The following is a 19839-nucleotide window of genomic DNA, read 5'->3' as shown; positions in this document are numbered from 1 at the left end:
GTTTACTCCTCCAGCAACGCGCTCAATGCTTCCATTTCCGTCATCGCTACCCGTAACTTCTCCATTATCGCTGACGCAATCTCATCCGGCTCTGGCAAATCCTCCGCCGGTTGCAAACTCTCATCCCGCAGCCAGGAAATATCTAAATTCTCCCCCCGCTCCCGAATAAACTCTCGGCTAAAGCACCGAAACCGCCCCTCTTCTCCTTGATCGCTCCGGGAACTCCCCCCATTCGCATCCTCCCCGTAACAGGTTTCAAACTCCTCAAAATGCTTCCGTGTCAATGGGTTCCGTTTACCAAAGCTGGGCATATTCGTCCGCAGATCGTATACCCACACCGTTTCCGTATTACCCTTCTCTGTCTTACCTCGCTGAAAGAACAACACATTTGTTTTTACCCCTGGTGAGTAAAAAATCCCCGTGGGCAATCGCAAAATCGTATGGAGATTACACTTATTCATCAGGTCAGCCCGAATCTTTTGCCCCTGCCCCGCCTCAAACAGCACATTATCCGGCAGTACCACCGCTGCCCGCCCTCCAGGCTTCAAACTACGATAAATATGCTGGTAGGTCAAAGCCGTAGTTAAATTGCTCCTGAGCCAGTTGCGTCTGGGCCTGATCGATATCCTGGGCTAGGGTATCGAGCAAACCAGCTGGGCTATACCAACTGCGTAAGGGACGGCGCAGGTTTTCTGGACGCCGAACATCACAAAACCAGATGCCGCTCTTAGTTTCAAGTTGGGGCAAAAACTCTCGGCCATTGGTGGCAAATACAAACGGCAGCTTGTAGTCTCTCCAGGGACCACCGGGTGGGGCTGTCTGGAATCCCCGGCTATAGCGCTTGGCCTGGTCTACTGCCCCAGATACATCTTTACTTTTACGTTTGGCTTCGACGGCTGCGATCGCATCCAACCCCACAAATAAAATATAATCAGCCCGTCCACCGGCAGTGGGCCATTCAGCAATGGCTAGATTTTTCCCTTTCTGGGGACGAGTGCCATTGCCATAGGTCAATGTTTCCGTATCAACCTCCCAACCCGCCTCGCGCAATTGCGCATCAATTAAGCGATGAAACCAGATGCCTAAGCTACCGAGCGTATTTCAGATGGCTCAGTGCGGCCCCATGTTCGCCATAGCTACCGTGGGTAGCCCGATTACCCACCTTCCGAATTTCATGAAACAGTTGGGTGGTTTGTCCCGTAATTGCTCCACGATTCTCTAACCGCCGCAGGAGTTCAAATTGGCTTTCATCGGGGTCTTCATAGAGACCAACCGTAGCAGCTATCAACTGAGCCAGTTGCTCCCCAAACTGACGCAGCTTAATCAGACAGGTGTTCGGATCGTTTGCAAAATAATTTTCAGCTAGCGTACCCAGCCTGACAAGCGCTAAGCTATGAACCTTGAGAAATGCAAAATTCCTAGAAACCTGCATAGGAATGGCCCTGACTGCGGGGATGATGGGGAATTAGCTCAGGTTTAAGGTTCCCTTGTACGAACAAAAACTTATCAATATCAATAGGTGTATCTATCCATTTTTACAGGCGAGCTACTCCACGTCAGAATGATGCAACCAGGGAAATACAAGGATGCTGCCGCATTCGCAAAATGTGCCGCTACCGACTAGACTATTTCCCTTTCATTTGGGTTTTGGCCTGTTCCATTGCCAGGGACTTAAACGCCTCAAAGGATTGAATAGTTGATGCGCCTTCAATGGCTTTCACTGCCAAATCCTGAACTTGTTTTAGGGCTGCCGCCAGCTGTTTCGATAAGGTCTGAATCCGTTCCTCACTGGTCGTGATCGTTTGTTCCAGGGCCTGAATCCTCAGTTCATACACACGCTTAAAGCCATCCAATTCCTTATTGCGCAGATCCACTGCTATTTTTGTCTGGGCACCGGCTGTTTGTTCTCCTTCTGCCTTGGCCTGCTTGATGGCCGTTGCTTTTTCTTTCTCAAAGGCTTCGACTTGGGCCTTTAGCTCAGCAAATTGTTGTTCTTGAAGAGCAATGGCTTTTTCCCGTTCAGCCCACTGTTCCTCCAGGGTCTGCTTAGCCTCTGCTAATTCCCTATAACGTTCCTCTTGAGCCTGATCGTATTCCGTCTGCGCCAAACTACGCTGGAGATTGAGAGTATAGTCGTACTCTTCAGCCTCCCGCTGACTGGTTTTCTGCTGTTCTTCATCACGCTCTTTCACAGAACGCTTATGCTCCTCCTGCTCCTTTGCCCAGGACTGTTTCAGGTCCTGTAGTTCATTTTCGAGGGTGTCACTCCTTTGATTAAAGTCGGATTCAAAGGCTTTACTGTTGTCTTCACAGGTTTGGATTAGGGTATCCAGGGTATCGGCTTGGATATCATCTAAATTGTGCAAAGCCTCCAGTTGCGCCAGTTCCTCGGCAACGGCTAACCGGAGAGCCTGTAGTTGAGCCGCTTTCGAAGTCAGCTTTTCGGACAGCTCACTGACGGCACTACCAAATCCCGCGTGTAACCCAGCCAGGGTGTTGATGGTAGCGGTCATTTTGTCCTGTGGTTGATCGACGGGCTGCTGGCTCATTTTTTTCACAGGTTCAGAGGGTTTTGTCTCTACAACGGTTGTGGGACTTGCCTTTGGCTCTTGCTGTAGTTTGTCGAGCTGCTTTTCTAGCTTATTTCGTTCTTTGAGCAATTCATTATAAGCGTCTAGAATCTGCGCTTTTGTATTTCTATTCGTTGGTATATCGGTCATGCTAACCTCCTCTTTCTTGAGAATCAGCCGTGGAAGATTTTTCAAACGCTTTTATAGTCAGCGTGTGGGACTGCTGCATGGTCTCTTGCAATTGAGTATTGATGCTTTCAATTTGCTGAGTTTGTTCTTGAATTTTCTGTTCCAGTGATTGAATGGTAAACTCGTAGCCCTGTTTGGTGGCTTCCCACTCCTTCTCCAGCAGTTCGGCTTGCACGTCTGCATTCTGCTGTACGGCAGTCGCCGCATTTTCTCTCGTTATGTCGACTAGCTCACTGAGCTCAGCTGAGAAGACATCTACACGCTGTTGATAGTCCTCTAAAAGGGACTGATTCTCCTCTAGGATTCTCTCTCGCTCAGTCCACTGCCGGTCGTTGACTTGCCCGGTATCCTGTAATTCTTTCTCTTGATTGCGGCGTATCTCGTCAAACTCATTGGCATCAACGGTTTGCTTTCGTTCTAGTTCATATTGATAGTCTGCTTCTTGTCGCTCTCGTCCTTTGGTTAACCGCTCTGTCTGCTCGCGCACGGTCTGCTCAAAATCGGCTTGATCTTTAGCCCAGTGCGATCGCACTTCAGTCATTTCTTTTTCCAGAGCCGCTTGCTGTTCAGTTTCGGTTTGCTCAAGGCTTCTGAGTTTGTCCTGATGCTCTTGGGTCAGCAGATGGAGGGTGTCAGCCACCACGCGAATTTGCTTCAGAGTTTGTAGATGACGCGTTTCGATCTCAATGGCCTGATCCAATTCCCCCAGCTTTAAGGATTCAGCGGTTAATTTTTCTGATAGCTCAGTTACAATGCTGCCAAACTCCAGTTGCAGATCGGCTAGGCCTTTAACAATACCGTCAACAGTATAGGCAGATGCCACATCCAGCATCTGTGCATTTTTGGCAGCTGCAGCTTCCTGCTCTTTTGTGGCAATTCGGGACCCTAGCTTTTTGCGGTCTGCAAGAATTTTCTGGAAGGCCGCTAAAACCTGTTCGTTACTATCCTGCGATGCAACCATCACGATGACTCCAGCTGACGCATCATTGGACTAATTCTTGCACCGATGGGTCCATGCAGCAATGCAGATCCTGATTAAACTTAACTCTCGCCGTCTATCAAAGTTATTTATAGCGTACATGTCGAAGGGCGCACGGCGGTGCACCCCTACGATGGATATGCTTTTTAACAAATCTCTAACTGCGTTTTCCAGGGCCTTGGGCCAGAAAATAGCCCAACACGACACCGCCTAAACTGCACACCAAATCGAGGGAATCCAGTGTTCGATAGGGAGATAGGCCTTGCACAATCTCTTCTGCCGTCATCACCAAGCTAAACAGCACTGGGAAAATGGGTAAATATCGTATGCCTTTGAAGTGACGTCGATTTAGCACTCGATGGCCCAAATAGCTGGCTAGAGCATAAAGCACCACATGGCCAATCTTGTCGTAGTAGGGGATTCTCCCCAGTAACTTGAGCGGTAAATTATTGGTGTAAGCGGCCCACAGAATCAGTAAAAATAATCCACCATAGCCCACTGCTAGCCAAACAACATTGCGCTGGTTAGACTGACCAAGTTTCGATGACGTTTTCATAAAATAGAAATAAGCTGCTGATAGACGGTTTTCAGTATCGCTATCTACAGTGGGCAACATCTCCATATCGGATACATCAACCACAATTGATATAGGTTATGGGCAATCAATTTAGGCGTCGAGTAGGACTGTGGCTAGGCTTACTGACCTTAGCCGTCGGCATGTTTATGTTTTATGAGGTATCCTCCAAAGCCCAACCCCAAGGCCTCATGGTGGATAGCGGGCGGTTGCGATCGCACCTTCAAACCCTGGCCGCTGAACGCTACACCAACATTGCCCTGGCCCGCACCCGCACCTACTTGATCAAAGAACTCCAAAGCTACGGCTACGAACCCAGCACCCAAACCTTCGGCTCTGGCGATAGTGTAGGCACTAATCTCAGCGTTATTCGCCCAGGTACCCAAACACCGGAGCAAAAAATTCTAGTCGGCGCACACTATGACTCAGTGGCAGGGTCCCCCGGCGCAGACGACAATGGCAGCGCTGTCGTCACCGCGTTAGAAATTGCCCGACTGTTTGCCGACTACCCCACCCATAAAACCCTACAGGTCGTCTTTTTTGATCAGGAAGAGTTGCAGCCAGAAGGAGCTGGTCTGTTAGGGAGTAATGCATTTGTTAATGATGCCGCTAACCTTGATGGGTTAGCGGGTGCAGTTATTCTAGAAATGCTAGGGTACGCCTGTTATGAAACCGGCTGCCAAACCTACCCACCAGGGTTAGAACAACAAGATTTACCATCCACAGGAGACTTTATTGGCGTGATTGGTGATACCGATCATCCAGACCTGTTAGCGACCTTTGCCACTGAAACTGAGACTAAGCCCGCCACTGCATCGGACTCATCCCTCAAGGCAGTCACATTACCAGTCCCCATCGGAGTACTGCCCTTTATGCCAGATCTATTCCGTAGCGACCATGCCCCCTTCTGGCTAAAAGGCATTGGAGCCGTCATGGTGAGTGACACCGCTAACTTTCGCAACCCCAACTACCATCAAGCCAGCGATACTGTCGATACCTTAGATTTGATGTTTTTAGAACAGACGGCCAACTACATTGTTGATCGAGTCACAGGCCTGCTGCAAAACAACTGACAAGAGCCTAAACTTCCCATATCACTTCCTACTCAAAACTTAGAACTTAAAACTAATGCTAATAACTACTATTTCTAGGGGAAAAAGACTTTGAAGTAGGTTCTCCTTCCCCCTTAAAGGCCTGGGGAACAAAAGATGGCAGCATGGGACCTGACTTGTTTAAATCCACAGGGGCAGGGGCATCTTCCCCAGGGTCCTCGCTCAGTTCGTCACCGACAAAATCTCCCTCTAAGTCATCAGCGTCAGGATCTTCACCATACATGGTGATTTCTGGGAGGGATGTCTCTTCAGACGAAGACGGTTCCTGAGGAGGGACTACATAGGAAACCTCGGATATCTCCTGCGGATCTGTTTCGAGCAAAGCGGACATTGGCTCATCTGCTTCATAAGAAATGTCATCCTTGGCAGGTGGCAATAATAAAAGCCGCTTTCTCATATTGGCCATGGGTGCCATAACATCGGCAATCCGTTCTTCTAGCCAAATAAGGCCAGCTCCAAGGGCTTCGGCCATGGTGCTCACCAGTCGGTAGAGGGCGACACTGCTGATCAGCAGGCCGTTGGGTAGCTGATTACCCAGGAGTGCGATCGCAACTGCTTCAAACACACCCACCCCACCGGGAGCACCAGGCACTAACAGGCCCAATAACCAGGCCAAACTAAACGAACCTAAAATCGTGAAAAACTGACTGGGTTGCAGCCCCTGCTGCAGCGCCACAATCGTCATAATAAAACCCATGCCCCGGAGGAAGACAAACCCCAGTTCTCCCAAAAGCGAGTGCCATGGATAAGACTGCATCCGCAGCGTACTGGTAATCACCGTTAAGCCCTGGGACTGAGCTTTTGCTTTGCCCAACTTACGTAGTAGGGGGTTAAGAAAACGGGGATGAATCGCCACCAGCATGGCCACCAAAGCCCCCAGAGGAATCACCAATAGCCACTGGTTTCCGACGGTCAAGCTAAAGCTGATAGCCGCTAATCCTAGAGCTGCTGCCGCCATCAGCACAGGCTCCAGCACTACTCCCACAATGGCTGCACCTGTGGACGACCCTGATGACTTCAGCGCCAGCACACGACCATAAAAATGCCACACATTACCCGGTAAATATTTGGCAATGTTAGTTTTCAGGTAAATCGCTGTAGACCAGCGGCCATCTCGAGGCTGGCCAATGGTCTTTAAGATTAAATGCCAGACCCATCCCGACCAGATGTGAGCAATCAAGCTTATGCCCAAAGCTATGGTTAACAGGGACAATGTAGCGCTAGTAATTTCAAGGGTTCTAACTTCTTGCCAATGATCCTTAAGCGTTTTGGCCAAGAAAAATAGAATGCCGCCAAATAAGAACCAGCGAAAGATGCGTTTAACCATAGATATAGGAAACCAGCGCATAAAACGTCGGTGTGAAACAATTGGGCCGTGTTCACGAGTATTAAACCGTGTTCACCATTAAAACTCCAGGTTTTGAAATCCAGACTTTGAATTTGAGCCAGGTATTTGGATATAGGTTTAGCACACAGTATCAACACATTACCTATCAGTGTGTCTTCTGGGGTGCATAGCCCTTCATAATACGGCCACAACACCGATATTGGATGTGGTAAGCCTGGCTAACGGGATTGCTCAGATCAAAAATTGAGTCAATGCCAATGCCGTTGCGGCCCTGGTCTTTACCCGAACTGTGAATATAGCGCCCCTGGTCCAGATGCAGGGCTACATGGGTGGTCCGCTCTGGAGTACCGAAAAAGATCAGATCCCCTGGCAGCAACTCACCGATCTCAATCGTGTCCGTAAAGTCCTCCTGTTGATAGGAATCACGGGGCAGCGGCACGCCCACCGCAGCAAAGGCCGCCTGCACCAGACCAGAACAGTCATAGTTTGGGGCTACAGTGCCTCCCCACAAATATTCATTGGGCACAGCCATGGCCGCCTCGGCAAAGGCAATGGCTCCAGGAATTGCCTGTTCCACATCAGGTCGGGTAACCATCAGAGCATGGTAAGGCGCACTCGCTAAGTCAAGGGCATCTACATCGCCTAATCGCAGCCAGCCTGGATAATCGTCAGCACAGAGCATCACATGCAAGCTATTAGCTTCAATGGCCACAATTTTTAGCTGACGTCCCGCTGCAGCCTGGGTGACTAATTCGGCAGCTGTGGGGGTTTTGTAAAGGTTGAGGGTGCGATCGCAACGATATTCAGTCCCAGGGGCCAACCGCCAGCGGTTCTTTAATTCCTCCAATTGCATTTGCTCACTCCCTCCACCCTGATCCCAGAGCACCAACGTCTTCTGTCGCAAATACTGTAATGCAAAGCGTCACATATCATAGCTACCGCTTTTATTTAGTGTCTTGATTTAACGAATGAGCCATTACATCAGACAATGAAAAAAATATTTTGTCGCCTTAGCTACCGTTTGCTAGATATCACCATCGCTGTCCGCTAATAATCGTTATGAGTCTGACTGCATCCCGACCCAAGGTCAATGAAACTTTTCGCATCACCCCCAAAGCTCTGGACATCCCTGAGCGACTACTCCTAGGTCCTGGCCCCTCCAACTCCAACCCCGATGTTGTAGCGGCCATGAACCGTCAGCCCATCGGCCATTTAGATCCGGTTTACCTCGACTTGATGGACGAAGTGCAGGCCATGATGCGCTACGTCTGGCAAACTGAAAACCCCATGACCCTGCCCATCAGTGGCACCGGCTCAGCAGCGATGGAAGCCACCCTGGCCAATACGATAGAACCTGGTGATGTGGTCTTAGTGGGCATCAACGGATACTTTGGTAATCGCCTATTTGATATGGCCGGTCGCTACCGTGCCGACGTCCGCAGCATAAGTAAGCCTTGGGGTGAAGTATTCAGCCTTAGCGAATTGCGTGCGGCCCTGGAAGAGCATCGTCCAGCCATCTTAGCCTTGGTCCACGCTGAAACCTCTACAGGTGCGCGTCAGCCCCTCGAAGGTGTGGGTGACTTGTGTCGTGAGTTTGACTGTCTGCTATTGGTTGATACCGTTACAAGCCTCGGCGGTGTCCCCATCTTCTTAGATGAATGGAAAGTGGATATGGCCTATAGCTGCAGCCAAAAAGGTCTGAGCTGTCCTCCCGGAAGCTCTCCATTTACCATGGGTGAACGGGCCTTGCAAAAGCTGGACAAACGTCAGACTAAAGTGGCCAATTGGTATCTAGATATTTCCCTACTGCGCAACTACTGGGGCCAGGGGCGTACTTATCACCACACAGCTCCTGTCAACATGACCTACGCTATTCGTGAAGCTCTGCGTCTAGTTCTTGAAGAAGGTCTAGAAAACTCTTGGGACCGTCATCAACAGACTGCAGAAAAGCTCTGGGACGGTCTGGCAGAGTTAGGTCTGAGCTGCCACGTGCCCAAGGAGTATCGCTTACCCACCCTGACAACTGTGAAGGTACCTGAGGGTGTCGATGCAAAAGCAGTGACTAGCAAACTGCTCAAGGACCACAACATAGAGATCGGCAATGGTCTCGGTGAGTTGGGCGGCAAGGTTTGGCGTATTGGCCTCATGGGCTACAACAGCCAGCCCGAGAATGTAGATCGCTTATTGGCAGTCTGGGAAAAAGTCATGGCAGACATCTAACTACAAAATCCCTGGTTACCTGCCCCCGATATCGAAGGGCAACCACAAGGGATTGCCCCTACGAGATTATCCAATTTTAATCGGGGATAATAATTTCGGATTTGGTATAAGTCATCTGCGCGAAACAATCGGCTGAGCTTCTTGGTTAGGGGCTCAGCTCTTTAGTGTTTAGCTTTCCAACCTCTTGTTGCCTGCGAGCAATTGGTAATGCTCAACCACAGGAAATGGATCATAAAAGTGATGAAGCAAGGCTTTCCATCGCTGATATTCAGCTGACTGTCTAAAACCTTGAGTATGATCTTCCAAGGTTTGCCATGTCACCAGCAAGATATAGCGATTCTCTTGCTCCATGCACTTCTGTAGCTGATGACTAACATAGCCATTCATAGAACTAATAATCGATTGAGCTTGCAAAAATGCTTGTTCAAACGCGACAGCCTCTCCTGACTTCACATTCAAAATAGCGACTTCTAGCACCATAATTCCACGCAGCCAGTCCAGGAAGGTCTCTTAGGAATCAATACAAAACAAAGGGCTTGAACCTCTAATCAATCAGTCTCTAGAAAACAGCTCCTTCACTATTCACGAGTTCAACAGCGCTAATAGCCCCTGTTTTGACATCAACAGAAGCATAATAGCCCTCACCATCAAAAGAATTAAGATATAAAGCCTCGTTATTTTGAGAGAAAAGAGTATAGACACCGGGCTCTAGAGCAATGGAAAACTCACCATTGCTGTCTGACTCAACAACCTGTAACAACTGAGCATGGTCCCTCGCATTTACCGTTGATATCCACTGAGGATCGAGAATTTCTGGCTGAATTTTGCCAGTAAATACCCAAACATTGGTAGCTAGAGCAGACTGACTATTTTGTGACTCTCCTGTAGCTCCAAGCTGTGGCATAAAATCACCAGACAGCTGGATCACTTTGCCCTGAATGCCCTGTTCCATATTGTTACTTGCCTGAGTTTGCTCTGCTATCACCTGTGACGATACCGAATCCTCAACGACACAGCTGCCAATGAATGATAAACATGGAACCATAATGCTTATCATCAGCCTACGGGTAATAGCAGTCATACAAACCATCATGATATCTATAACAATCACTGGGGAGGCAATTACCTCCCCAGCATAGAACTACATAATATCTTCTATCTGGCAAGCTTATTCGAGGCCTATGTTTTTCAGATTAAATCTTCCTGAGGAGCAGTAACGCCGAAAGATTTTAAGAATGGCGAATCAACGCCATGGCTGTAAATAGGCAAACCATAACAATACCTAAAGCCCAAATTAATTCATAGATTGCGTAGTTGATATTGTCGGGATAAGTGCCTGCCTGGGAACTACGCTTATGATCTGGCATTAAGGTCATCGTTTTTTAGCTTCCTTTAGACTGCTTGTCGATGATGCACACAGATATTTCAGCATCTAGTTTAGGCAGATCGTTAGAGGCTCTACACCCCCAAGGAAATCTTTACTTTCAGTAGAATAATGTGACAAACCCTGTTGCATGTCTTAAAAATAGGTAGTCTTTATCACCCCCCCTTAGGTAGTTAGTGATCAACAGCACTCAAACCACGCAACTCATTGGTTATAAATTCGTCTAGGATGACGAATATTGTGATGTTCTGTATCAATGGTTCTAGATCTGCCTCGTTTTTATCGTGCTGCAAACCCCAGCCGTCCATTACGATTAGTACAGGCTGAGGATCGGCAATATTACATTGACTTTTCGTCAGTGCGAGGCGGAGATATTGTCAGAGAACTGGAGCGTACAATTACCTTACTTTCTCCTGATGAGGCTACCACACAACTCTTTACAGGCAATATTGGCTGTGGCAAGTCGACAGAACTACTACGACTCAAGGCCCAGCTAGAGCAGCAGGGTCTGCATGTGGTTTATTTTGAGTCAGACCGGGACTTAGAAATGGCTGATGTGGATATCAGTGATATTCTGCTGATGATTGCCCATCAGGTGGTGGAGAGTTTAGAAAATGATGGCATTACGCTGAAACCATCGGCTTTAGTGAATCTATTTCGCAATCTAGCGGAAACTCTACAAACACCCATGGAAATTGCCGATGTCAGTTTCTCGGTTGGGATTGCAGCGATTACGGCCAGGGCAAAAGAGAGTCCAGAAATGCGTAGTCGTATGCGTCAGTATTTGGAACCACGGACGAAGAGCATTATTGATGCCATTAATGAAGAGCTACTGGAAGTTGCGATCGCCACACTCCGTTCCAAAGGCAAAAAGGGGCTGGTGGTCATTGTCGACAACCTCGACCGCATTGATCCCGTAGAACGGGCCAATGGTCGCACCCAGTCAGAATATCTATTTATTGATCGCGGTGAGCAGCTCAAGCGTCTGAACTGTCATCTGTTATATACCATTCCCCTTGCTCTTGTTTTCTCTGACGACCTACCGCGTTTATCCAATCGGTTTGGTGTTTCTCCTAAAGTATTACCCATGGTGCCCGTCACCCAGCGCGATGGCACCACCTCAGAGCCAGGGTTAGCACTGTTACAGCAAATGGTGCTGGCCCGAGCTTTTCCCAATAAAAACTACAACGAGCGCATCGACCATATCAATGACGTTTTTGAAAATATTGCTGTGCTCAACCGTCTTTGTCGCCTCAGTGGTGGGCATATGCGCAATCTCATGAGGCTGCTTTATGGTTGTCTACAAAAGGGTGATCCACCGATCCAATCAGCCGTTCTTGAGGCCGTCATTCGAGATGAAAGAGATTCTCTCATGGCGCTAATTGATGAAAACGAATGGCAGCTGATGTTTAAAGCAATTAGCACCCCCGACACCCAGGGCAATGAAGCCTATATTTTGCTGCTACGCAGTTTATTTCTCTATGAATATCGAGACAATGGCGGTCGCTGGTTTGATCTCAATCCAGTCTTGAAGGAGACGAATCGCTTTAAGAATTGGCTTGCTGATAATTAATTAGGACACCCATAGCAGGGCACCCACAAGGAAAGCCCCTACAATTGCCCATTGCCCATTGCCCATTGCCCATTGCCCACTGCCCATTGCCCGGTGGGGCTGCCCACCACCTCCAATGTACCAGGCTGATCTACCCGAAATTGTTACCCATAACCAAACAGCCCTGACTGATCTCCAACGGGCAATGACGCTGGGCAGTGGCCAATTTTCGTTAATTCTGGTGCGCGCTAACTATCAACGCCTAACTCAATTATTGCTAAGTGCTCTGGCCCAAACTCACCAGTTTCATACTGTCGAGCTGTTAGCTTCGAGTCGTTCTCTGACCGAAGCAATTCTCAATCGCCAAGCATCACTCCCTGAAACGCCAGCAGCTGTCATGGTCACTGGCTTTGATCAGGTAGAAGCACAGGATGTTTTGTTTAAGGCAGCCAATGTAGGACGCAATGCCCTGCTGACCAAATTTCCCTATCCGGTGGTGCTGTGGATGAATGACACAGTTCTACAAAACCTGACTCACTATGCCGCCGACCTCAAGAGTTTTGCGGCGGTTCCTATTCGGGTGAATTACCCAATTCAGGCTTTGATTGAGGCCTTACATCGTGGTGCTAATGAGCTATTTACTCACATTCTAGACAACCATAATGATCATTTTCTCGACTATTCGTCACCGCAGTTGCCCAGCTTAAGCCAGCATCTAAAAATCTTAACTGAGCGGGAACTATCGTTTGCGATCGCAGATCTCAACCAACATCACGTTCAACTGGATGGGGCCTTACAAGCCAGCTTAAATTTTCTCCAAGGTCGAGAAGCCCACACACCTGAGCGGTTGAAAGTCGCCAGGGACTATTACGAACAGAGCCTAGACTACTGGATACAGGTCGACAAAACAGTTGAAAACACCAGCGATCAACAAGCAGTTTTACTCTTACACTTGGGGCTATGGTGGCAAACCCATGGCAAACTCCAACCGTCTACCTCCATCGGCTCTTATCGACAGGCTCGTCGCTTTTATGAACGCTTTCTCAATGTTCTTCGACAACAACACCGTAGAGACCGCACAGCCAATTTTATTCATGTTTTAGCTGAAACCTTACGAAAGCTCAAGGATTGGGATGCTCTCATCACCTTGGCCAAGGAAGGGCGAGACCTACATCAAAACGATCTGGTGCGTCTGGCCCAAGACTATGGTTACTTAGCAGAAGCTGAGCTGTCCCATATCAATGGAGCAGAGGCCCAACAATTAGCGACAGAAGCATTAAGGCTGTTAGCTCAAGCTGTCAAAAGCACACAAGCTTCAGGGCAAATTATGCCGGATACTGCCGATAGGACAGTACAGGTCTCTCCTGAAGCGGTTATATTGGCATTGCGCTACCATCAAGGTCGCTACTATTTTCTCCGGGGACAAGCTAAAACGCTACAGGGCGATGATAGTTTACTGGATGAAGCGCTCCATGATTTAGAGAATGCTCGCCAAAGAACAGATCGCCGATATGATGCATCTCTTTACCTGAAAATTCTTAGCAATCTCCAGAGCCTGTATTTTGCCAAACAGCTTTACTTAGAAGCGTTTGCCATCAAACAAGAACAGCGACAGGTGGAAAATTCCATGGGGTTGCGGGCTTTTATTGGAGCCAGTCCCCTACAACCCTATCGGGCTCCATCCGCTAAGACCACCAGTGACATTTCCCCAATTGAAATGCGTGCCTCGGGGCGGCAGCAAGCGATTAATGATCTAGTGGGACGCTTACTACAGCCCCAGCACACCCTCGTGGTTCTCCATGGCGAGTCAGGTGTGGGCAAAAGCTCTCTCCTCAGCAGTGGGTTAGTCCCCACCCTCAAGCAAGCTACAGCTGAAGGTCGCATCACCCTGCCACTGCTCATACGTCAATACACAAGTTGGGAAATTTCGATTCTGCAAGCACTACAGCAGGTCACTTCATCCTTACCCTCAGCCCCTCCCAACTTCCAAGTCTCGTTTCCCATCACAGGCGAGAGCTTATTAAACCACCTACGCCAGCATGCGCAGAATAACTATCAACAAATCATTCTTATTTTTGATCAGTTTGAAGAGTTTTTCTTTGAGCGCCCTACCGTTGAAAAGCGTCGTTCTCTTTACTACTTTTTGCGAGACTGTCTGAATATCCCCTACCTAAAAATTGTGCTCGCTCTGCGCAATGACTATTTGCACTATTTAATGGAATGGGAACGTTTGGCCAACCTCGATTTAGATATCCTGAGCCGGGATGTACGTTACTATTTGGGGAATTTTACCCCAAAGGAATGTGAGGCTGTTCTTCGTCAGCTGACGGACAATGCGCAGTTTTATTTGGAAGAGGGATTGATTAAAGCGCTTGTAGCTGATCTAACGGCGGAAGACCATGAAGTGCGTCCGATTGAGTTACAGGTGGTTGGGGCTGAACTGCAACGTAAAAACATTACAACCCTGAGACGATATCAAAAAGAATTAGGAGACGACCCCATTCGAATGCTGGTGCTCAGTTTTTTAAATCGGGTGATTCGAGACTGTGGACCTGAAAATGAAACCTTAGCGCAGACCATTCTCTATCTCTTGAGTGATGAAAGTACAACACGCCCGCTAAAAACCCTGACAGAATTAGAAGAATCCTTAGAATCTCTCGGCATATTGGTAGACCCTGACCAGCTGAGTCTTGTCCTTGAAATTTTGGCAGAATCGGGCCTGCTCTTTGAAAGTCGAGACGTCGGCAGTAGCGTCCGCTATCAACTCGCCCATGATTATCTGGCGGATCTGATCAAGCAGCAGGATATACCGGGATTGGTCACTGTGTTAGAAGCAGAACGACGACGTAGAAAACAATTTGAAACTCAGCTGCGCACAGCCCTACAAGAACAAGCCATGGCCCTAGCTCAAGCTACAGAGGAACGCTACCGGGCAGAAACTGCGGAGATGCAGGCCCTGGCCTCGGTCTCCCAGGCATTATTGCTCTCCCACGATGGCTTAGGTGCCTTACTAGAGGCATTAAAAGGGGCACAACAAAGTCAGCTGACTCCCATATCGGGGTATTTAGAAAATCAAATTTTATTTCGCCTGTGGCAAGCCTTGCATACAGTGCGAGAGAAACATCGCATTCACGCCCACCAAGACTGGGTGCTCTCAGCCTGTTTCAGCCCCGATGGTCAATACCTGGCCTCCAGCAGTGACGATGGCACCGTGCGTTTATGGAATGCTCGCGGCAAACTGTTGCAGGTGTTTACTGGACACCAGGGCAGTGTTTTAGATGTGGCGTTTAGCCATGATAGTTGCTTAATTGGCTCGGCTGGCGATGACTTTAAGGTCCGTATCTGGGACATGTCTGGACAATGTTTGCAAATTTTGACGGGCCATACAGGCGCTGTCAATAGTCTGGCGTTTAGCCCCACCCAAAAACTAATTGCCTCCGCCAGTAATGACCACACCGTCAGACTTTGGACCCATGATGGGCAATGGTTAAAAACCCTCGAAGGCCACCTGGACTGGGTCAGATCCATCGCCTTTAGCGCCGATGGTCAATATCTGGTTTCTGCGGCAGAAGACGGCACCCTCTGTCTCTGGAATACGGAAGGTGAGTTACTACAGGCCATGAGTAGCCATGCAGGCTGGTTATTGCAGGCTGTGTTTAGTCCAGATGGACAACATATTGCCTCCTGTGGCGATGATCATCTGATCAAGCTTTGGAATTTAAATGGGGAGTTGTTTCAATATTTTGAGGGGCATCAAAACTGGGTGAGAGATTTGTGTTTTAGCCCTGATGGCACATACCTGATGTCAGCGGGTGACGATCAGAACATTCACATATGGGATATGAATGGCAAACTTTTGGATACGCTCAAAGGACATCGCAGCAGCGTGCTCAGTTTGGGCATTAATCCCCAGGGCACACAGCTGATCTCAGCCAGTGATGACAACACCATTCGCCTCTGGCAGCTAGAGTCACGTGACATCCCCAGTCTCCAAGGACACCATGGTATCGTCTGGGATGTGTGCTGGCAGCCCAACGGGTCAAAACTGGTATCAGCAGGAGCCGATCAGACATTAAAAATATGGGCCACTGTAGGGGGAGACCATAAGCTACTCCATACCCAGCAAGCTCACAACAGCAGTATCTATAGCGTTGATTGGAGTCCGGATGGTCGATTGATTGCATCCGCCAGTGCCGACCATACCGTCAAGCTTTGGACAGCTGATGGTGAACCATTACATACCTGCCAAGGCCACCAAAATGCCATCTGGTCTGTGAACTTTAGCCCCGATGGCACCTATTTAGCGTCAGCGGGGAGCGATCGCAACATTCGTTTCTGGTACACCGACGGCACCCCCATCGGTCAACTCAGCGGTCACGAGGGTACGGTCTGGACCGTTGCCTTCAGCCCTGACGGCAAGTATCTAGTGTCAGGTAGTGAAGACGGCACCCTACGCCAATGGGACTTAACAGGTCTAACCATCGGTGACGCCAGCTTTGCGAACCAAACCGGCACCATTTTGCCAGGCCATACGGGCAGTGTCTGGGCCGTTGCCGTTGCCCCCGACAGCAAAATCATCGCCTCAGCAGGCAGTGACAACACTATCCGTCTCTGGAAAGAGGGTGACCTACTACAGATTTTGCGAGGTCACCATGACTGGGTCCGCAGCGTTTCCTTTGGCCTCAACGGCGATGTCATTGCCTCCGCCAGTGATGATGGCACCATTCGCTTTTGGCAACTCCCAGGCGGTCAACCGCTGCACACGTTCACAGGACACCGAGGCATCATCTGGCAAGGCTCGTTTAACAACACAGGTGACCGTCTAGCCTCAGCCGGAGCCGATGGGCAGGTGCGCCTCTGGAATCTACAAATGCAAGACCTAATGCGCCAGAGCTGCCAATGGATTGAGGATTATTTAGCCTACGGCGACCTCAGCGACGCGGATCGCTTGGTATGTGAGGATTTTTGGGAGTAAAAGGTGCAAGGGTTTTGAGTTCAAGCCCTTTAACCAAGCTCCACTAGATTAAAAATAATCACCCCAAGAACCAAGAACGAGTACTGTGTGGCGTCAGGTTACCCACTAGTGACGTGGACGGGTGCATGAGTCGAAGGGTGGATTAATTGATTGCAATCAATAACCCATTGCTAAGACTGAGCTTAAGGATTACCCACAATGTCCTCGACTAGTGCTCAGATAGAAGTGACCTTTGACTGAGCAGCATATGGCACAGGTTTGGGGCGCACTCTTGATTTTTCTAGTTTGCCCGCTATGGGGGGGACTGCCCTTAACGGGATGGTGGGTGCTGCTGGCCACGGGAAAACGGCTGTCGCAGATGGGCACCGGCAATGTGGGGGTGTCAGCGGCGTTTTACCACGGGGGCACCGTAGTTGGGTTGGGGGTTGTGGCGCTGGAAGCGTTTAAGGGGATTGGCGCGGTGCTGCTGGCCCAGCACTTTTTTCCAGGGGATCCGATCTGGCCAGTGGTGGCGTTAATGGCGCTAGTGATGGGACGCTATTGGCTAAGTCGAGGTGCGGGGGTAACCAACGTAAGCTGGGGCTTTTTAGTTTACGACCCGCTGGTGGCAATTTTAGGCTGGCTGCTGAGTTTGGTGGCATTTACAGTACTGCGAGAACGAAAACAGGGACGTATGTTTGCATTAGTTTTACTGCCCGTTCTCACGGGATTGGTTCACAGCAATGGCATGCAAGTGGCAGCAGTGGCCTGTTTAATGGGTCTGATTGGCTGGATTTATCAGAAGCTGCCGGATGATTTGGAGCTGCCGACCCAAGGCACTCGGACAGAATCGCGACGGCTGTTTCGCTTTTTTCGCGGCGAGTCGGCCCTACAGGCACTAGACCAGGTGCTCGACCCAACTAAGGTGGGGAATAAAGCGGCTACCCTATCTCAGCTAAAGGCGTGGGGGTATCCGGTGCCCATGGGTTACATTCTGCAAGCAGGGGACGATCCGTCAGCGTTATTGGGTCTTTGCCAGCCGTCGCCCCAGCAGCCTCTGGTGGTAAGGTCTTCAGCCGTGGGGGAAGACGGTCTAGGTGCGTCATCAGCCGGGCAGTATGTGTCGGTGACAGATGTGGTCAGCCAGGCAGGGTTGGAGGGTGCGATCGCAACATGCTTCCAAGCCTACAATCGCCCCAGTGCTGTCAAATATCGACAGGATCTGGGGCTTTCTGAAGCCTCTATGAACGTTCTGGTGCAGCAGCAAATTCAGGGGGTGATCTCCGGTGTTGCCTTTAGTCGTGACCCGATTGCTCGGTGTGGTCATGATGTGGTGATTGAGGCACTGCCAGGTCCGGCCAGTCGGGTTGTTTCTGGGCAAATTACACCGCAGCGATACCATGTGACAATTACGCCAGAAGATATGCAATCTGGGGATGACTGGCAGTTGTCGGACGCGGTTGATTTACCAATGGATCCAAATGAGGAATCCTCCACGGAGGGAGAGACTTGCCATGGAACGTCTCTCCCTCAAGTTGGTCAATCCATCCCCCCGCGTCTGATTCAACAAATTGCCTATCTAACCCGCCACCTGGAACAACGGTTTGGTGATATTCCCCAGGATGTGGAATGGACCTATGACGGCGAACACATATGGGTGTTGCAAAGTCGCCCAATCACCACATTAAGGCCCCTCTGGACTCGCAAAATTGCAGCTGAGGTGATTCCCGGTGTGATTCATCCCCTGACCTGGTCCATCAATCAGCCCCTCACCTGTGGTGTTTGGGGAGATCTCTTCACTCTGGTATTGGGGCAACGGGCAGCTGGCTTAGATTTCTCACAAACGGCGATGCTGCATCGTTCCCATGCGTACTTTAATGCTACGCTCCTGGGAGATATTTTTATCCGCATGGGTCTGCCTGCCGAAAGTTTAGAGTTTCTGACCCGTGGCGCAAAGTTTAGCCGTCCGCCTCTAGCTGCCACATTACGGAATTTACCAGGGCTCCTAAAACTAGCAACCAGAGAATGGCAGTTAGCCAAAGATTTTAAACGAGATTATCAAACACATTTTCAGCCTGGGCTGCACTCTCTTAAATCGCCCCATACACTCTCCCCCGAAGACATAAAACAACAGATAGAAAGTATTTTGTCTTTGCTGAAACGAGCAACGCTTTATAACATTTTGGGACCGCTGGGTTTTGCGCTCTGTAAGGCAATTCTCACAGTGGATAGTGCACAGCTCAATTATCGTTCTAATCCAGAACTTGCAGCCGTTGAGGCTATCAAAGACATCGCCCGACAGCATGCTGGTTTACTCCCACAGCTAGAAACTGTCCCTGACGATAGCGAAGAGTGTTTACACGCATTGGCCCAACTACCCGATAGCGCCCCACTCTTTGAGCAACTCGATAACTTTCTGGCCTCCTATGGTTATCTCAGTGAGGTAGCAACAGATATTTCAGTACCGATCTGGCAGGAACAACCAGCTCCGATCAGAGCACTCTTAGTCACATTCTTGAAACAACCCCCTGCACCGACCCAAGGGGCTAAGGGCACTATTACTAAACCCAATTGGAAACAACGCCAGGTACAAACTCGCCTGGATCTAAAAGGCAACATTGCAGAAGTATATAACCGATTATTAGCGGAATTGAGGGCTTGTTTCTTAGCGTTAGAACAGCACTACCTTCGCGACCACAGCCTACAGGAACCGGGGGATATCTTTTTCCTGACCTGGCCTGAGATTCAGACATGGGGGACATCCTCCAGCTTGACCGTCTATGATCAAGATAGAAGCCTTCTTAGTTCAGTGGCTATTCGTCGTCAACAACGTCAGATAGATGGTGCATGGAAACCTCCATATTTGGTTTACGGCAAAGACCCCATCACTTTGTCTACCGCCCCTAGGACACCTATACAAACTGGACGTCTGTTAACAGGTATCGGGGCAAGTCCGG

The 19839-nt window shown here is 49.4% G+C and carries 15 protein-coding genes and 1 pseudogene; 5 read left to right on the top strand and 11 right to left on the bottom strand.

Annotated elements, in window-relative coordinates; translation table 11 throughout:
- Positions 1–2: 2 nt before the first annotated feature.
- The 6 genes and pseudogenes from DXZ20_RS07925 to DXZ20_RS07905 form a co-directional block, all read right to left on the bottom strand.
- Positions 3–566 (bottom strand): annotated as a pseudogene (locus tag DXZ20_RS07925) (N-6 DNA methylase); the annotation flags it as partial.
- Entirely contained in the window at positions 550–1014 is a 465-nt protein-coding gene (locus tag DXZ20_RS38460) for a type I restriction endonuclease (RefSeq protein ID WP_489670953.1), read from the bottom strand. The gene DXZ20_RS38460 and the pseudogene DXZ20_RS07925, both read right to left, overlap by 17 nt.
- Positions 1015–1087: 73 nt before the next feature.
- On the bottom strand, positions 1088–1432 hold the full coding sequence (locus tag DXZ20_RS38455; RefSeq protein WP_348918551.1) for a DUF4145 domain-containing protein: 345 nt from the start codon (positions 1430–1432) through the stop codon (positions 1088–1090).
- A gap of 193 nt (positions 1433–1625) precedes the next feature.
- Complete coding sequence (locus DXZ20_RS07915; RefSeq protein ID WP_163697512.1) at positions 1626–2720, bottom strand: coiled-coil domain-containing protein; 1095 nt, start codon at positions 2718–2720, stop codon at positions 1626–1628.
- A 1-nt stretch (position 2721) separates the two neighbouring features.
- The gene (locus DXZ20_RS07910; RefSeq protein WP_163697509.1) at positions 2722–3720 is read right to left on the bottom strand and encodes a coiled-coil domain-containing protein; all 999 of its coding nucleotides are present in this window, start codon (positions 3718–3720) and stop codon (positions 2722–2724) included.
- A gap of 175 nt (positions 3721–3895) precedes the next feature.
- Positions 3896–4378, bottom strand: a complete 483-nt coding sequence (locus DXZ20_RS07905) for a VanZ family protein (protein WP_348918550.1) — start codon at positions 4376–4378, stop codon at positions 3896–3898.
- A 14-nt stretch (positions 4379–4392) separates the two neighbouring features.
- Between DXZ20_RS07905 and DXZ20_RS07900 the strand changes: the two genes are divergently transcribed.
- Positions 4393–5385 (top strand): M28 family peptidase, encoded by a 993-nt coding sequence (locus DXZ20_RS07900; RefSeq protein WP_163697507.1) that lies wholly within the window; start codon positions 4393–4395, stop codon positions 5383–5385.
- A 58-nt stretch (positions 5386–5443) separates the two neighbouring features.
- Here the strand turns inward: DXZ20_RS07900 and DXZ20_RS07895 are convergent, their stop codons facing one another.
- Positions 5444–6751, bottom strand: coding sequence for a lysylphosphatidylglycerol synthase domain-containing protein (locus tag DXZ20_RS07895; protein WP_163697505.1), 1308 nt, complete (start codon positions 6749–6751; stop codon positions 5444–5446).
- A gap of 166 nt (positions 6752–6917) precedes the next feature.
- Positions 6918–7625: a C40 family peptidase gene (locus tag DXZ20_RS07890; protein WP_163697503.1), complete on the bottom strand. Its 708-nt coding sequence runs from the start codon at positions 7623–7625 to the stop codon at positions 6918–6920.
- A gap of 206 nt (positions 7626–7831) precedes the next feature.
- Here DXZ20_RS07890 and DXZ20_RS07885 point away from each other — a divergent pair, with 206 nt between their 5' ends.
- Positions 7832–8992 carry a pyridoxal-phosphate-dependent aminotransferase family protein gene (locus DXZ20_RS07885; protein WP_163662794.1) on the top strand — a complete coding sequence of 387 codons (1161 nt, stop codon included), beginning with the start codon at positions 7832–7834 and terminating at the stop codon, positions 8990–8992.
- A 168-nt stretch (positions 8993–9160) separates the two neighbouring features.
- Here DXZ20_RS07885 and DXZ20_RS07880 read toward each other — a convergent pair whose 3' ends face one another.
- The 3 genes from DXZ20_RS07880 to DXZ20_RS07870 all read right to left on the bottom strand — a co-directional run bounded on the left by DXZ20_RS07880 (position 9161) and on the right by DXZ20_RS07870 (position 10368).
- Positions 9161–9472 carry an antibiotic biosynthesis monooxygenase family protein gene (locus tag DXZ20_RS07880; protein WP_163697500.1) on the bottom strand — a complete coding sequence of 104 codons (312 nt, stop codon included), beginning with the start codon at positions 9470–9472 and terminating at the stop codon, positions 9161–9163.
- Between the two features lie 79 nt (positions 9473–9551).
- Entirely contained in the window at positions 9552–10037 is a 486-nt protein-coding gene (locus tag DXZ20_RS07875; RefSeq protein ID WP_163697498.1) for a hypothetical protein, read from the bottom strand.
- Positions 10038–10221: 184 nt separating this feature from the next.
- Positions 10222–10368 carry a hypothetical protein gene (locus DXZ20_RS07870; RefSeq protein WP_163697496.1) on the bottom strand — a complete coding sequence of 49 codons (147 nt, stop codon included), beginning with the start codon at positions 10366–10368 and terminating at the stop codon, positions 10222–10224.
- 264 nt (positions 10369–10632) lie between these two features.
- Between DXZ20_RS07870 and DXZ20_RS07865 the strand changes: the two genes are divergently transcribed.
- The 3 genes from DXZ20_RS07865 to DXZ20_RS07855 all read left to right on the top strand — a co-directional run.
- Entirely contained in the window at positions 10633–11949 is a 1317-nt protein-coding gene (locus tag DXZ20_RS07865) for a P-loop NTPase family protein (protein ID WP_163662805.1), read from the top strand.
- Between the two features lie 58 nt (positions 11950–12007).
- Positions 12008–16903, top strand: a complete 4896-nt coding sequence (locus DXZ20_RS07860) for a WD40 domain-containing protein (RefSeq protein WP_163697494.1) — start codon at positions 12008–12010, stop codon at positions 16901–16903.
- Between the two features lie 247 nt (positions 16904–17150).
- Positions 17151–19839, top strand: a 2689-nt coding sequence (locus DXZ20_RS07855; protein ID WP_163703434.1) for a glycerol-3-phosphate acyltransferase, incomplete at its 3' end; no start/stop codon positions are given.

Origin of the sequence: Adonisia turfae CCMR0081, assembly GCF_011009555.1 — a bacterium.
GTDB classification, from domain to species: domain Bacteria; phylum Cyanobacteriota; class Cyanobacteriia; order Phormidesmidales; family Phormidesmidaceae; genus Leptothoe; species Leptothoe turfae.
This window is presented reverse-complemented; position numbering and strand designations above follow the sequence as displayed.